Consider the following 14,254-nt stretch of genomic DNA (forward strand, 5'->3'; position numbering starts at 1 on the left):
CCCCGCAAGGCCGCGCCCGATGAAGCGTCAGTCGTCGCCTGCGGCCTTCTTCGCAGGCGCTTTCTTTTTCGCAGTGGTCTTTTTCGCCGCCGTCTTCTTGGCAGGGGCTTTCTTGGCGGCGGCTTTTTTCTTGGCCGGGGCTTTTTTGCCCGACTTCGCCGCTTTCTCCGCGATCAGTTCGACGGCCATCTCCATCGTGACCGACTCCGGTTCGACCTCTTTGGGCAAAGTAGCGTTGATCTTTTCCCATTTCACGTAAGGGCCGTATTTGCCTTCCATGATGCTGATCTGGCCGCCCGCATCAGGGTGTTCGCCAATTTCGCGCAGGGTCTTGGCGGCGGCCCCGCGTCCGCCCCGGCTTGCGACCTTTTCAGCCAAAAGCTGCACTGCGCGGTTCATGCCCACGGTGAACACTTCCTCAAGGCTTTCGAGATTGGCATTGGTGCCGCCCCGGTCAGAGGTGCTGGGCGCGTGTTTCAGATAGGGCCCGTACCGTCCGATGTTCGACCAGACCATGATCCCGTCCTCGGGATGAGGGCCGATCTCGCGCGGCAGGCTCAGCAGTTTCACGGCGCGTTCAAGGTCAAGCTCTTCGGCAGGCCATTCCTTGGGCACGGACTGGCGCGGCGGTTTCTTGTTTTCCTCGGTGACCGGGCCACGCTGTACATAGGGGCCGAACCGACCCTTGAAGACGCGGATCTCGTCGCCCTGATCGGTGCCCAGCAGCTTACCATCGGGCGGAATCGCCCCGTCATCCTCGGCACCCGGCGGACCAAAGGCGCGGGTATAGCGGCATTCGGGGTAGTTGGAGCACCCGATAAACGCGCCGCCCGAGCGCGCGGTGCGCATCGACAACCGACCTTCACCGCAATTCGGGCAAAGCCGCGGGTCGCTGCCATCCTCGGTGGGCGGGAACAGGTGCGGCTCGAGCACCTCGTTGATTTTTTCCAGCACATCCGTGATGCGCAATTCGCTGGTTTCGGCAATCGCCGCCGAGAAATCGCGCCAGAACCGGGCCAGCACGGCCTTGTAATCGGCGTCACCGGCGCTCACGTGGTCAAGCTCGTCCTCGAGCCCGGCGGTGAAATCATACCCGACGTAACGGCGGAAATAGTTCTGCAGGAAGGCGATCACCAGCCGCCCCTTGTCCTCGGGGATCAGTCGGTTCTTGTCCTTTCGAACATATTCGCGGTCCTGAATCGTGGTGACGATGCTGGCATAGGTCGACGGGCGCCCGATGCCGAGCTCTTCCATCTTCTTGACCAGAGTCGCCTCGGTATAGCGGGGCGGGGGCTGGGTGAAATGCTGCTCGGGCGTGACCGAGCGCTTGTCGGCCTTTTCGTCCTGGCTGATCTGCGGCAGGCGCTTGTCATCGTCATCGACAACCGAATCGTCGCGGCCTTCCTCGTAGACCTTGAGAAAACCGTCAAACAGCAGGACCTGACCGGTCGCGCGCAGCTGGACCTGTTCATCCTTGCTGCCGATATCGACCGTGGTGCGTTCAAGCCGCGCCGATTCCATCTGGCAGGCCAGTGTCCGCTTCCAGATCAGATCATACAGCTTGCGCTGGTCGGGTTCGCGCAGGTTGAGCGATTCCGCATCCGCCGCCATGTCGGTCGGGCGGATACATTCGTGTGCTTCCTGCGCGTTCTTCGCCTTGTTCTTGTAGATGCGCGGGCTGCCGGGCACGTATTCCTTGCCATAGCGGCTTTGGATCGCGTCGCGCGCGGCGCTGACCGCCTCAGGCGCCATGTCGATGCCGTCCGTCCGCATATAAGTAATGTGTCCGGCCTCGTAGAGGCGCTGCGCCGTGCTCATGGTCTGGCGCGCGCCCATGCCGAATTTGCGGCTGGCTTCCTGTTGCAGGGTCGAGGTCATGAAAGGCGCGGAAGGATTGCGCGTGGCAGGTTTCGCCTCGACCGATTGCACGGTGAGCTCTCGGCTGTTGATCGCCTGAACTGCCAGTTCGGCCTGCGTTTCATTCTCGATATCGTAGCGTTCGAGCTTTTTACCGGCGAGCACCGTCAGCCGGGCTTCGTATTCCTGACCGCGCGGCGTGGCGAGCATGGCCTTGACCGACCAGTATTCGCGGGCATTGAACGCCTCGATTTCCATCTCGCGTTCGACAATCAGGCGCAGGCAGACCGATTGCACACGTCCCGCCGATTTCGCGCCGGGCAGCTTGCGCCAGAGCACGGGCGAGAGATTGAAGCCCACAAGGTAGTCGAGCGCGCGGCGGGCGAGATAGGCCTCGACCAGAGGCATGTCGACCTGGCGTGGGTTGGCCATTGCCTGAGCCACCGCGTCTTTGGTGATCGCGTTAAAGGTCACGCGGCTGACCGGTGTGTCCTTTTTGATCGACCGGCGCTTGGTCAGCGCCTCCTGCAGGTGCCAGCTGATCGCTTCGCCCTCGCGGTCGGGGTCGGTCGCGAGAATTAGTTCGCCGTCTTCGGCCAGTGCGTCGGCAATGGCTTTCATGTGTTTCTTACTGTCCGACGCGACTTCCCATTTCATCTCGAAATCGTGTTCGGGGTCGACCGATCCATCCTTTGGCGGCAGGTCCCGCACATGCCCGTAAGAGGCCAGAACCGTGTATCCGGGGCCAAGATACTTATTGATTGTCTTCGCTTTGGCCGGAGATTCTACAACGACTACAGGCATTTAACGCTTTACCTCATATGCGGATGCGGGGCTGCTCTATGACGGCGCAACATGTGGGGTGCAAGGGTGTAATGTCAATGCGTCTGCAAACAGCGCGTCAATCTGACGTTGCTGTGGCCTGCTGGATGCACGTGTTGCAGGCACTGGCGCAGGGTCGCAATGAGGTTGAGCGAGCGAATTCAGCGGGCCCGGGCGAGCAGACCGCCAGAGTGACGTTCGATCTTGCCGTCTATCTCCAGATCTACCAGCGCCGGGGCCACGATATTCGGCCCGAGGGCGAGATCGCGGATAAGCTGGTCCTCGGCCAGCGGCGCGGGGCCGAGTCGGTCGAGGATCTGGCTGTGCAGCGCGGCGGTTTCGCGCAGGCTGCGGCGTTCCGGCGGGGGCGGAGGGATGTCGTCGAGCAGGTCGGCCTGGATCGGGGCGCGGCGCGGTGACAGCGCATTCAGCACATCCTCTGCATTGCGCACCAGAGTGGCCCCGTCCCGGATCAGCATATTGCAGCCTGCGGCACGCGCATCGAAGGGATGGCCCGGCACCGCCAGTACATCGCGGCCCTGATCCAGCGCGTCGCGCGCGGTGATCAGGCTGCCGGATTTCATCGCCGCCTCGATCACGACGACGGCGCGGGACAGGCCCGAGATGATGCGGTTTCGTGGCGGGAAATGGCGCGACATGGGCGTCTGCCCCATCGGCTGTTCCGATATCCGCAGGCCCTTGGCGGCGATGTCATGGGCCAGCGCGGCGTTTTCGGGTGGATAGATCGCATCGACCCCACCGGCCATGACGGCAATCGTACCCGTGGGCAGCGCCGCCAGATGCGCCGCCGCGTCAATGCCGCGCGCCAGCCCGGAGGCGACGACAAAGCCCTCCTCCCCCAGATCGCGGGCAAGGGCACGGGCCATACGCGTGCCAAGCGAGGAGGCATTGCGCGCGCCGACCATGCCGATGGCGGGCTGATGCAGCAGCGATATGTCCCCGATGGCCCAGAGCAGGGGCGGGGCATCTTCTATGGTGGCGAGTTCGGGAGGGTAATCAGGTGACCCAAGGCACAAGAGCTGCGCTTTGACAGCCCTTGCCGCCCTGAGTTCACCATCTATTACGCCGGCTGGGCATATTTCATATCCGTCCACGCCGGCAGCGCGTGCCACTTCAGGCAACGCGGCAAGGGCATTCTGCGCCGTGCCATGCTCTGACAAAAGCCGGTAGAAAGTCGTCACACCGACCCTGCGAGAGCGCAACAGACGAAGCCACGAGTACCGATCTTCTTCCGTGGTGGGTGGGAGTGGGGGGTGAGTGGAAGAAAAACTTTCCTCGGTCATCCGTAACTCCGCCTGATTGCCTCATCAAGCTAGCGTCGAATTGGTTAACAGCACGTAAAGTGCCGCCGATTTTTCGCTCTTCTTCCGAAAATTATTCCGACTGGCAGCGCTATTTTGTAAGGCCTTTCTTAAGCAAGAAATGCCAGCGCGAGGGCCGTCGGCGACTCGCCTCGTCAGGACACGGTCAGCCGGCCGCAGATCCGCCAACCGTCAGACCATCCATGAGTACGGTCGGCTGGCCAACGCCCACCGGCACCCATTGCCCGTCCTTGCCGCAATTGCCCATTCCGGGATCAAGCGCCAAGTCGTTGCCAAGCGCGCGGATGTGTTTCAGCGAGGTCGCACCGTCGCCAATCAGCGTGGCGCCCTTGACCGGTGCGCCCACCTTGCCGTCGATCACGCGATAGGCCTCGGTACAGGAAAACACGAACTTGCCGTTGGTGATGTCGACCTGACCGCCGCCGAATCCAACTGCGTAGATGCCATCCTTCATCTCGGCGACAAGATCGGCTGGGTCGGCATCGCCGCCCATCATGTAAGTATTCGTCATGCGCGGCATGGGTTTATGCGCATAGCTCTCGCGCCGACCGTTACCGGTTGGCTCGACGCCCATAAGCCGGGCGTTCTGCCGGTCTTGCATGAAACCGACAAGGATGCCGTCCTCGATCAACACGTTGCGACGCGACGGCGTGCCTTCGTCATCGACGGTGATCGACCCGCGCCGGTCGGGAATCGTCCCGTCGTCAAGCACGGTCACGCCCTTGGCCGCGACCTGCTGGCCCATAAGCCCGGCAAAAGCACTGGTGCCCTTGCGGTTGAAATCGCCTTCCAGCCCGTGGCCGATCGCCTCGTGCAGCAGGATGCCGGGCCAGCCGGGGCCAAGCACCACTTCCATCACGCCCGCCGGGGCGGGGACCGCTTCGAGATTGACCAACGCGATGCGCAGCGCCTCGCGCGCCTTGGCCTGCCAGTCCTGCGGATCGATCAGCCCGTCCAGCCCGACACGCCCGCCACCGCCCGCCGATCCGGTTTCCCGGCGGCCGTTCGATTCGACAATGACCGAAACGTTGAGCCGGGTCATCGGGCGCACATCGCGCACCTGCACGCCATCGGGGCGCAGAATCTCAACCTCTTGCAGCGACGCGCCAAGCATCGCCGATACCTGCACCACGCGGGGATCAAGATCGCGCGCAAAGGCATCGATCTCGCGCAGGGTTTCGACCTTTACCGGGAAGGACACGCCGGAGATCGGGTCTTCATCCGTATAGAGACGGCGATTCGTCGGCAGCGGCGCATCGGCCAGCGTACCGCCGCCATCGCCGACAGCGAGCCGCGCGGTTTCCGAGGCGCGGCGCAGCGCCGACATCGAAAGCTCGGTGGAGTGGGCATAGCCCGCGACCTCTCCCCGGACCGCGCGCAGACCGAATCCCTCGGCGGCGTCATAGCTGGCATTCACCAGCCGACCGTCGTCGAAAGCCAGCGATTCCGAGCGGCGACGCTCGACAAAAAGCTCTCCGTCATCCGCGCCATCCGTCGCCTCTTGGAGCTGTTTCAGCGCGGCATCCCGCGGAAATGCGCTTTCGAAAGGGCGAAATGGGGCATCGGACATAGGTATTTGCCTTTCAGGAGGGGGCCGTTTGTAAAAAAGCGTCCGTTTGACGCAAGCAGGTCTCTTTATCTGTCTGACAGAATATGGTTTTAACATGCAGCAAATACAACGGGCGGATGCGCGGGACCAGTTCGCGCCCGGCCGCCAGCAATAAGAACGCGATCAAACGATCAGGAACTGACATGAAAAATGTATTCACACTCTCGGGGCTGATGACGGTCCTTTCCGCCCTGCCGGCTCTTGCACAGGACGGGCTCGAGATCGTTGGGCGGCCGCATCAGGGCGGCGTGAACTTCCAGACCCCGGTGACTGATCTGGCGCGCGACCAGCAGGGGCTCGATCACCTGCTGCTCATTATCATCACGCTGATCGTGGTGTTCGTGACCGCGCTGCTGATCTTCGCGATTGTGCGCTTCAACCGTCGCGCCAACCCGAACCCGGCGTCTTTTACCCACAATACGCCGCTGGAAATCGCATGGACGATCATTCCGGTCTTTATCCTCGTGCTGATTGGCGCGTTTTCCCTTCCGGTTCTGTTCGAACAGCAGGAAATCCCAGAGGGTGACATCACCATCAAGGCGACCGGCAACCAGTGGTACTGGAGCTATGAATATGTCGATAACGAATTCGGCTTCGACAGCTTCATGCTGCAGCGCGACGGTCTTGAAGAGGCAGGCTACAGCCAGGACGAATACCTGCTGGCCACCGATACCGCCGTTGTCGTTCCCGTCGGCAAGACCATCGTTGTTCAGGTCACCGCATCCGACGTGATCCATTCCTGGACCATCCCGGCCTTTGGTGTAAAGCAGGACGGCGTTCCGGGCCGCCTTGCCGAACTGTGGTTCGAAGCGGATCGCGAAGGCGTCTATTTCGGCCAGTGCTCTGAGCTTTGCGGCAAGGACCACGCCTATATGCCGATCACCGTCAAGGTCGTGAGCCAGGAAGAATATGACGCGTGGCTCGAAGGCGCGATCGAAATGTACGCAGGCAAGCCCGCCGGTTACGACGTGGCGCTGGCCGACTGATTGCAGGGCGGGGCAGATCGCCCCGTCACCTTGTAGCAAATGTCAGGGCAGGGCGGGTCTCCTGCCCTGAACTTACGAAACCACAGTGACTCAGCAGGGGGGTTAGCCCCCGTTTCAAGGCCAGGCATGACTGACGCAAGCATCAATACACAGGCAGATCTGGGCGAGGCCCAATTCGGCGATTATTTCGCCCTGCTCAAGCCCCGTGTCATGACGCTTGTCGTCTTTACCGCGCTGGTCGGCCTTCTGGCCGCGCCGATGCAGGTGCACCCGATGATCGGGTTCTGTGCTGTGCTGTTCATCGCCGTCGGCGGCGGAGCCGCAGGCGCGCTGAACATGTGGTGGGACGCTGATATCGACGCGATCATGCGCCGGACCCGCAAGCGCCCGATTCCCGGTGGCCGTGTCGAACGCGGTGAGGCGCTGGCGCTCGGGTTGACCCTGTCGGGCTTTTCGGTGGTGATGCTGGCGCTGGCGACGAACATCCTCGCAGGCGCATTGCTGGCCTTTACGATCTTTTTCTACGTGGTCGTCTATTCCATGTGGCTCAAGCGGGCGACGCCGCAGAACATCGTGATCGGCGGTCTTGCCGGTGCCTTCCCTCCGCTGGTGGGCTGGGTCGCGGTGACCGGTTCCATGGCGGTCGAACCCTGGCTGATGGTCGCGCTCATCTTCATGTGGACACCGCCGCATTTCTGGGCGCTGGCCCTGTTCATGCGCTCGGATTACGATGATGCCGGCGTGCCGATGCTGACCGTGACCCACGGTCGCCGCGCGACCCGTGTTCACATCCTTGTCTATACCGTCCTGCTGGCCGTGCTGGCCATTGGCGCCGGGTTCACCAGCATTGGCGGTCCGATCTACCTTGTCGTTGCCGTCGTGCTGAACGCGCTGTTCCTGCTGGGTGCCCTGCGCATCTGTCGTCGCGACGAAAACGACAGCGAGGCCGACAATTTCGCGGTCGAGCGCAAGTTCTTCCGCCTGTCGCTCCTCTATCTTTTCCTGCATTTCGGTGCGATTCTGGCCGAGGCGCTGCTGCGTCCCTGGGGCCTTGGAGGCTGGGCATGAGCATTCGCGTCACGCATGAAATCCACAAGCGCCGCATGGGCCGCAACCTTGGGGTCGCGCTGCTGCTTGTCGCCTTTATCGGCATCGTCTTTGGTCTGACCGTGGTCAAGGTGACCAGTGGCGATTTCCAGGTTCCCAAGGTCGAGGAGATGAACTGATGGCTCTTTCCGGTCCCGGCAAAACGGTTGCAACCACGGTCGGCACGGTCGTCCTGATGGGCGGTTTGGCTTGGGCGTCGGTCCCGTTTTACAGCTGGTTCTGCAAGGTCACCGGCTTTGGCGGCGTGCCCAATGTGACGCAGGCAGGGGCAGATCACGTTCTGGACCAGACCATCAAGATCCGCTTTGACGCCTCGATCGATCCGGATATGGACTGGACCTTCAAGCCGGTCGAACGCACGATGGAAATCAAGATCGGTGAGACGGGGCTGGCCTTTTACGAGGCCCACAACCCGACCGACCGGCCCATTGCGGGCTCTGCCGTCTATAATGTCTTCCCGTATGAGGCTGGCGGCTATTTCACCAAGATCGAATGTTTCTGCTTTACCGAGCAGGTGCTCCAGCCGGGCGAAACCGTGCAGATGCCGGTGACCTTCTATGTCGATCCCGAGATGGTCGACGATATCGATGCCAAGCATGTCAATTCGATCACGCTGAGCTACACGTTCTACGAAACCGACCTGCCCGAGGGCTATGCCGCCCTGGACCAGGCCCAAGAAACTAACCTGAATTAATGCCGCAAGGTGAGGGACAACTCTAATGGCGCATGTAAAAAACCACGACTTTCATATCCTTAGCCCTTCGGTCTACCCGTTCATCGGCTCGGTCGGCGCCTTTGCCATGCTGTTCGGCTCGGTGCTCTGGATGCACGGCAGCACGCCGTTTCTGTTCTGGGGCGGGCTGGTTGCCGTTCTCTACACCATGTTCGGATGGTGGTCCGAGGTTGTAAAGGAAAGCCACGTTGGCGATCACACCCCGGTTGTCCGGATTGGCCTGCGCTATGGCTTTATCCTGTTCATCATGTCCGAGGTCATGTTCTTTGCGGCATGGTTCTGGTCCTTCTTCAAGCACGCCATCTACCCGATGTCGGAATATGTCGGCACGCAGTATGTGCCCCCAGAAATCCACGCGGTTGACCCGTTCCACCTGCCGCTGATCAACACCCTGCTGCTGCTGCTGTCCGGCTGTGCCGTGACCTGGGCGCACCACGCGCTGGTTCACAACAATGACCGAAAGGCGCTGGTCAACGGCCTCGCCATCGGCATCGTCTTTGGCATTCTCTTTACCGCGCTGCAGGCCTTTGAATATTACGAACTTCTCGCCCACGAGGGCTGGGAATTCGGCGGCGACCAGTTCTACTCGAACTTCTTCATGGCCACAGGCTTTCACGGCTTTCACGTGATCATCGGTACGATCTTCCTCTTTGTCTGCCTGTTGCGCGCGATGAAGGGCGATTTCACGCCCGAGCAGCACGTCGGTTTCGAAGCCGCCGCATGGTACTGGCACTTTGTCGACGTTGTCTGGCTCTTCCTGTTCTTCGCGGTTTACATCTGGGGCACCTCCGGCATGTAAGCTGTCGATTGCGGGTTCAAAATCCCGCGCACAGCCCGTATCACGCAAGGCGCGCAACATGGTTTGCGCGCCTTCTTCTTGTCCAGGTGGTTCTGTTCCGATGCCGCGTCTGCTGTTCCTGTTAACCTTCGGCCTGGTCGGCACGGCCATCCTTGTCTGGCTGGGCGTCTGGCAGCTTCAGCGGCTGGAATGGAAACAGGGCATCCTTGCCGAGATCGATGCCCGTATCAATGAGCAACCGGTGGCCCTGCCCGCCGACCCCGATCCGGAAACCGATACCTATCTTGCCGTCACCGCCACTGGCACGATTCTCCCGGGTGAGCTGCATGTGCTGGTGTCGCAAAAGAATATCGGTGCCGGTTATCGCGTGATCGCGCCTTTCGTGACCGACTCCGGCCGCCGGATCATGATCGATCGCGGTTTTGCCCGGCAGACAGCCAAGGACGCGCCCCGCGCGCTTGGGCCGTTCGAGGTGACCGGTAACCTGCACTGGCCGAAGGAGCGCGACCGTTTCACGCCCGAGCCGGAGATCGAAGACAACATCTGGTTTGCCCGCGACGTGCCCGCGATGGCGCGCGCGCTGGACACGGAACCGGTGCTGCTGGTGGCCCGCACGCAGACAGATCCGGGGCTTGATCCGATGCCGATCGGGACGGCCAATATCCCGAATGACCACTTGCAATACGCGATCACCTGGTTTTCGCTGACCCTGATCTGGGTAGCGATGACCGTCTTCTTCATAAGGCGCCCGCGCGCCCGAAAAACCGAATGAGAGACATGCAGTATATCTCGACCCGCGGCACCGCGCCCGCGCTGAGCTTTGAAGACACCATGCTGACCGGGCTTGCCCGTGACGGCGGGCTTTACGTGCCCGAGACCATCCCACAGATGAGCCGCGAGGACATCGCCGCGCTGAACGGGCTTGGCTATGACGAAATCGCCTTTCGCGTCATGCGCCCCTTTATCGGCGACACGTTCACCGATGACGAATTCCGCGCGATCATCGACCGCGCCTATGCCGGGTTCGGTCACGTGGCGCGTGCGCCGCTGGTGCAACTGGACCAGAATCATTTCCTGCTTGAATTGTTCCACGGGCCGACGCTGGCGTTCAAGGATTTCGCGATGCAGCTGATCGGTCAGCTGTTTCAGGCCGCGCTGGCGCGGCGGGGCGACCGGGTAACCATCGTCGGTGCGACCTCGGGCGATACCGGCTCTGCCGCGATCGAGGCGTTCCGGGGGCTTGATAACGTCGATGTCTTCATCCTCTACCCGCATGGGCGCGTGTCCGAAGTGCAGCGCCGCCAGATGACCACGCCTTCGGAAGATAACGTGCACGCGCTGGCGGTAGATGGCGATTTCGACGATTGCCAGGCCGCGCTCAAGGACATGTTCGCCGATGACGATTTCCGCGACGGGGTAAAGCTCGCCGCCGTGAACTCGATCAACTGGGCGCGGGTGCTGGCGCAGGTTGTCTATTACTTCTCCTCCGCCGTCAGCCTGGGCGCGCCGGAGCGTAAGGTGAGCTTTACCGTGCCGACTGGCAATTTCGGCGATATCTTTGCCGGTTACATCGCCAAGCAGATGGGGCTGCCCGTCGACAAGCTGGTCGTCGCGACCAATCAGAACGACATCCTGCACCGCTGCCTGTCGGGGCAGGGCTATCACAAGGGCCCGACCCATCCGTCGATCAGCCCTTCGATGGATATCCAGGTCTCGTCCAATTTCGAACGCGCGCTGTTCGATGCCTACGGGCGCGACGGCAAGGCCGTGGCGCAGCTCATGGACGAGCTGAAACAGGGCGGCTTCGACGTGAGTCAGGGCGCGATGGAATTCCTCGCCGAAACCTTTGTCTCGGGCCGCGCGAGCGAGGAAGAAACCAGCGCCACCATCGCCGAGACGCTGAAAAAAAGCGCCGAGCTGATCTGCCCGCATACCGCCGTTGGCGTGAAGGTCGCTGAAGAGCAACGCGCGGACGATGTGCCGATGATAACGCTGGCCACCGCCCATCCGGCCAAGTTCCCGGACGCGGTCGAGGCAGCGACAGGCATACATCCGCCTCTTCCCCCGGCGATGGCTGATCTGTATGAGAGGTCGGAACGGGTGACCCGGATCGCCAACGATCTCGCGGCGCTCAAGGACCATATCAAGGGAAACATCCGCGCGTGACTGTTCAACAAGACCAACTGGCCAATGGCTTTCGGATCGTCTCTGAATTCATGCCGGGCCTGCAATCCGCTGCCATCGGAATCTGGGTGAATGCCGGCGGGCGGCACGAACGGATCGAACAGAACGGGATTGCGCATTTTCTTGAACACATGGCGTTCAAGGGCACGAAAAAGCGCAGCTCGCTACAGATCGCCGAGGCGATCGAGGATGTGGGTGGCTATATCAACGCCTATACCTCGCGCGAGGTGACAGCCTATTACGCACGCGTGCTCAAGAACGACGTGCCGCTGGCGCTGGACGTGATCTCCGACATTTTGCTGAACCCGGTGTTCGATCCAAACGAGATCGAGGTGGAACGCGGTGTGATCCTGCAGGAGATCGGGCAGGCGGCGGATACGCCGGATGACGTGATTTTCGACTGGTTGCAGGAAGAAAGCTATCGCGATCAGCCGCTGGGCCGCACCATCCTTGGCCCGTCCGAGCGCGTAAGCTCTTTTTCCCGCGATGACCTGTCGCGTTTCGTGGGCGAGCATTACGGCCCCGGCCAGATGATCCTGTCGGCGGCAGGGGCGGTCGATCACGATGCGCTGGTCAAGGCGGCCGAAGAGCTGTTTGGTCACCTCGAACCAAGCCCGATCCTGCCGGTATCGCAAGCGAAGTTCACCGGTGGCGAAGTGCGCCGTGAAAAAACGCTTGAGCAGGCGCATTTCGCGCTGGCGCTGGAAAGCCCCGGCTACCGGGACGATGCGATTTACGTCTCGCAGATCTATTCAAGCGCGCTGGGGGGCGGCATGTCCTCGCGCCTGTTCCAGGAAGTCCGTGAGCGGCGGGGGCTTTGCTATACGATATTCGCGCAGACCGGTGCATATGCGGATACCGGCACGGTGACGATCTATGCCGGGACAAGCGCCGCACAGATCGGTGAGCTGGCAGGTATCACCATCGACGAGATGAAACGCGCGGCCAGCGACATCAGCGCCGAGGAAGTGGCGCGTGCAAGGGCGCAGATGAAGGCGGGGATGCTGATGGGGCTGGAAAGCCCGTCGAACCGCGCCGAACGTCTGGCCCGGCTGGTGCAGATCTGGGACAAGGTGCCGTCGCTTGAAGACACCATCCAGCGGATCGATTCCGTTACAACGGGCGATGTGCGTGCCTTTGCCGAGATGATCGCGGGCCGCGCGCCGGCGGCGCTGGCGCTTTATGGCCCGATCGCGGATGCGCCCTCGCTCGCGCAGCTTCAGGAGCGGCGCGCCGCCTGATGCCGCTGGGATAACCGCTTGATGCTGCTCTCAAAACGTAAATTGAAGATCGAGACAGAGCGGTTGACCCTGCGCCCGCCGGTGCATTCGGATTTTCGCCCATGGTCGGCGCTGCGCCGCGAAAGCGCGGAGTTCCTGACGCCGTGGGAGCCGAGCTGGGCACCCGATCATCTGAGCCGCAAGGCCTTTACCAATCGGGTCTACTGGGCGCAGCGTTCGGTGTCTGGCGGGTCGGCGATTCCGCTGTTCCTGTTCCGGCGCGACAGCGGGGTTCTCGTGGGGGCGATCACACTGGACAATATCCGGCGCGGCCCGGCGCAGGCGGGGACGCTGGGCTATTGGACCGGCCAGAACTTTGCCCGGCAGGGATACATGCGCGAGGCGATTGGCGCGGTGGTGCATTACGCTTTCACCCGGCTCGACCTGTCGCGCATCGAGGCCGCCTGTCTGCCTGAAAATGCGGCATCACGGGGCTTGCTGGAAAATTCCGGTTTCAAGTACGAGGGCGTCGCGCAGTCCTATCTGCAGATCGGCGGGCGCTGGCGGACCCATGTGCTTTATGCCGCGCTGCGCAGTGACAGGCGGGGTCGTACCGAGGCGGGCTGAGCGGCGCAGGGGACACTGTCCCCTCTTGGCCTCTGGCCAATTCACCCCTGGAGTATTTCCCGCAAGAGGAAAAGCTCACAAAAAAGTTTGAAGGTCGAATCGCGTGGCGCGGCTAGGGTTGATGGCATGCGTTTTCTGATTTTTTCCATCGGTCTTGTGGTGATGTCGCTGACGTCGGTTTCGGCGCAGGAGTCGCGTCGGCCGAGCCATTGCATTGCAATCGCCGATGCGGCGCCGGGGATGCAGTTCCTTCACAAGGCCTCCTGGCAGGAACCGGTGCCTGAGGACGAGGTGCGGATCAGTTATGTGTCCCATGCCAGTTTCCTGATCCAGACGCCCGGCGGGCTGAACGCGGTGACAGATTTCACCGGCTTTATCGGCATGGTGGAAATGGTGCCGGATGTGGTGACGATGAACCATGCCCATGGAACTCATTGGACGGCTGAGCCGGATCCGAGGATACCGCATGTGCTGCCGGGCTGGGGGGATTTCGGTGAGGGAATTTCGCATCACCTCGATCTTGGCGAGATGCTGGTGCGCAATGTATCGACGGATATCCGGTCGCAATGGGGGGGCCAGGAACCGCAGGGCAATTCGATCTTTGTCTTCGAGGTGGCGGGGCTTTGTATCGGGCATCTGGGGCATCTGCATCACGTCCCGAATGATGAGCAGTTTGCCGCACTGGGCCGGCTTGACGTGGTGATGGCGCCGGTGGACGGGGGGATGACCCTGCCGCTGGCGGATATGGTGACGGTGCTGAAGCGGTTGAAGTCTTCGGTCGTGATCCCGATGCACTGGTTCAGCGGCGTGGCGCTGGAGCGTTTTCTTATTGATATTGCGGATGAATTCGCGGTCGAACGAGCCGGGATAAATTTCCTTGAGGTGGGCCTGCGGAGCCTGCCGGGGCGGCCGACGGTGATCGTGCTGGAGCCTGCCTATCTCGTCGAATAGGGGCGATTGATGCTCT

At 61.9% G+C, this 14,254-nt stretch carries 13 protein-coding genes; 10 read left to right on the forward strand and 3 right to left on the reverse strand.

From position 1 onward, the window contains the following. Window positions 1–27 precede the first annotated feature (27 nt). The 3 genes from topA to tldD form a co-directional block, all read right to left on the reverse strand. On the reverse strand, window positions 28–2,661 hold the full coding sequence (gene topA / locus ACU0FH_RS19290) for a type I DNA topoisomerase (RefSeq protein ID WP_446196363.1): 2,634 nt from the start codon (window positions 2,659–2,661) through the stop codon (window positions 28–30). 179 nt (window positions 2,662–2,840) lie between these two features. Continuing rightward, entirely contained in the window at window positions 2,841–3,983 is a 1,143-nt protein-coding gene (gene dprA / locus ACU0FH_RS19295) for a DNA-processing protein DprA (protein WP_446196364.1), read from the reverse strand. 184 nt (window positions 3,984–4,167) lie between these two features. Further along, complete coding sequence (tldD, locus tag ACU0FH_RS19300; RefSeq protein WP_446196365.1) at window positions 4,168–5,592, reverse strand: metalloprotease TldD; 1,425 nt, start codon at window positions 5,590–5,592, stop codon at window positions 4,168–4,170. A gap of 182 nt (window positions 5,593–5,774) precedes the next feature. Here tldD and coxB point away from each other — a divergent pair, with 182 nt between their 5' ends. From coxB to ACU0FH_RS19350, 10 genes are all read left to right on the forward strand, one after another. Continuing rightward, on the forward strand, window positions 5,775–6,617 hold the full coding sequence (gene coxB, locus ACU0FH_RS19305) for a cytochrome c oxidase subunit II (RefSeq protein ID WP_446196366.1): 843 nt from the start codon (window positions 5,775–5,777) through the stop codon (window positions 6,615–6,617). Between the two features lie 126 nt (window positions 6,618–6,743). Continuing rightward, entirely contained in the window at window positions 6,744–7,685 is a 942-nt protein-coding gene (cyoE, locus tag ACU0FH_RS19310; RefSeq protein ID WP_446196367.1) for a heme o synthase, read from the forward strand. After that, entirely contained in the window at window positions 7,682–7,843 is a 162-nt protein-coding gene (locus ACU0FH_RS19315; protein ID WP_198952262.1) for a hypothetical protein, read from the forward strand. Before cyoE ends, ACU0FH_RS19315 begins: the two co-directional genes overlap by 4 nt. Continuing rightward, the gene (locus tag ACU0FH_RS19320; protein WP_088633752.1) at window positions 7,843–8,418 is read left to right on the forward strand and encodes a cytochrome c oxidase assembly protein; all 576 of its coding nucleotides are present in this window, start codon (window positions 7,843–7,845) and stop codon (window positions 8,416–8,418) included. Before ACU0FH_RS19315 ends, ACU0FH_RS19320 begins: the two co-directional genes overlap by 1 nt. A 25-nt stretch (window positions 8,419–8,443) precedes the next feature. Beyond that, a complete protein-coding gene (locus ACU0FH_RS19325) occupies window positions 8,444–9,256 on the forward strand; it encodes a cytochrome c oxidase subunit 3 (RefSeq protein ID WP_446196368.1) in 813 nt (270 codons plus the stop codon). Window positions 9,257–9,356: 100 nt separating this feature from the next. Beyond that, the gene (locus ACU0FH_RS19330; protein WP_446196369.1) at window positions 9,357–10,028 is read left to right on the forward strand and encodes an SURF1 family protein; all 672 of its coding nucleotides are present in this window, start codon (window positions 9,357–9,359) and stop codon (window positions 10,026–10,028) included. A gap of 5 nt (window positions 10,029–10,033) precedes the next feature. Next, window positions 10,034–11,422, forward strand: coding sequence for a threonine synthase (gene thrC / locus ACU0FH_RS19335; protein WP_446196987.1), 1,389 nt, complete (start codon window positions 10,034–10,036; stop codon window positions 11,420–11,422). Then, entirely contained in the window at window positions 11,419–12,681 is a 1,263-nt protein-coding gene (locus ACU0FH_RS19340) for a M16 family metallopeptidase (RefSeq protein WP_446196370.1), read from the forward strand. Before thrC ends, ACU0FH_RS19340 begins: the two co-directional genes overlap by 4 nt. Before the next feature lie 21 nt (window positions 12,682–12,702). Beyond that, window positions 12,703–13,287, forward strand: a complete 585-nt coding sequence (locus tag ACU0FH_RS19345) for a GNAT family N-acetyltransferase (RefSeq protein ID WP_446196988.1) — start codon at window positions 12,703–12,705, stop codon at window positions 13,285–13,287. A 126-nt stretch (window positions 13,288–13,413) separates the two neighbouring features. Further along, window positions 13,414–14,238: an MBL fold metallo-hydrolase gene (locus ACU0FH_RS19350; RefSeq protein ID WP_446196371.1), complete on the forward strand. Its 825-nt coding sequence runs from the start codon at window positions 13,414–13,416 to the stop codon at window positions 14,236–14,238. Window positions 14,239–14,254 lie beyond the last annotated feature (16 nt).

The organism is Heliomarina sp. (assembly GCF_052826185.1).

Excerpts from the sequence above, each read along its gene's own strand:
- topA (WP_446196363.1), bottom strand. The coding sequence starts at position 2,661 with ATGCCTGTAGTCGTTGTAGAATCTCCGGCCAAAGCGAAGACAATCAAT.
- dprA (WP_446196364.1), bottom strand. The coding sequence starts at position 3,983 with ATGACCGAGGAAAGTTTTTCTTCCACTCACCCCCCACTCCCACCCACC.
- tldD (WP_446196365.1), bottom strand. The coding sequence starts at position 5,592 with ATGTCCGATGCCCCATTTCGCCCTTTCGAAAGCGCATTTCCGCGGGAT.
- coxB (WP_446196366.1), top strand. The coding sequence starts at position 5,775 with ATGAAAAATGTATTCACACTCTCGGGGCTGATGACGGTCCTTTCCGCC.
- cyoE (WP_446196367.1), top strand. The coding sequence starts at position 6,744 with ATGACTGACGCAAGCATCAATACACAGGCAGATCTGGGCGAGGCCCAA.
- ACU0FH_RS19315 (WP_198952262.1), top strand. The coding sequence starts at position 7,682 with ATGAGCATTCGCGTCACGCATGAAATCCACAAGCGCCGCATGGGCCGC.
- ACU0FH_RS19320 (WP_088633752.1), top strand. The coding sequence starts at position 7,843 with ATGGCTCTTTCCGGTCCCGGCAAAACGGTTGCAACCACGGTCGGCACG.
- ACU0FH_RS19325 (WP_446196368.1), top strand. The coding sequence starts at position 8,444 with ATGGCGCATGTAAAAAACCACGACTTTCATATCCTTAGCCCTTCGGTC.
- ACU0FH_RS19330 (WP_446196369.1), top strand. The coding sequence starts at position 9,357 with ATGCCGCGTCTGCTGTTCCTGTTAACCTTCGGCCTGGTCGGCACGGCC.
- thrC (WP_446196987.1), top strand. The coding sequence starts at position 10,034 with ATGCAGTATATCTCGACCCGCGGCACCGCGCCCGCGCTGAGCTTTGAA.
- ACU0FH_RS19345 (WP_446196988.1), top strand. The coding sequence starts at position 12,703 with ATGCTGCTCTCAAAACGTAAATTGAAGATCGAGACAGAGCGGTTGACC.
- ACU0FH_RS19350 (WP_446196371.1), top strand. The coding sequence starts at position 13,414 with ATGCGTTTTCTGATTTTTTCCATCGGTCTTGTGGTGATGTCGCTGACG.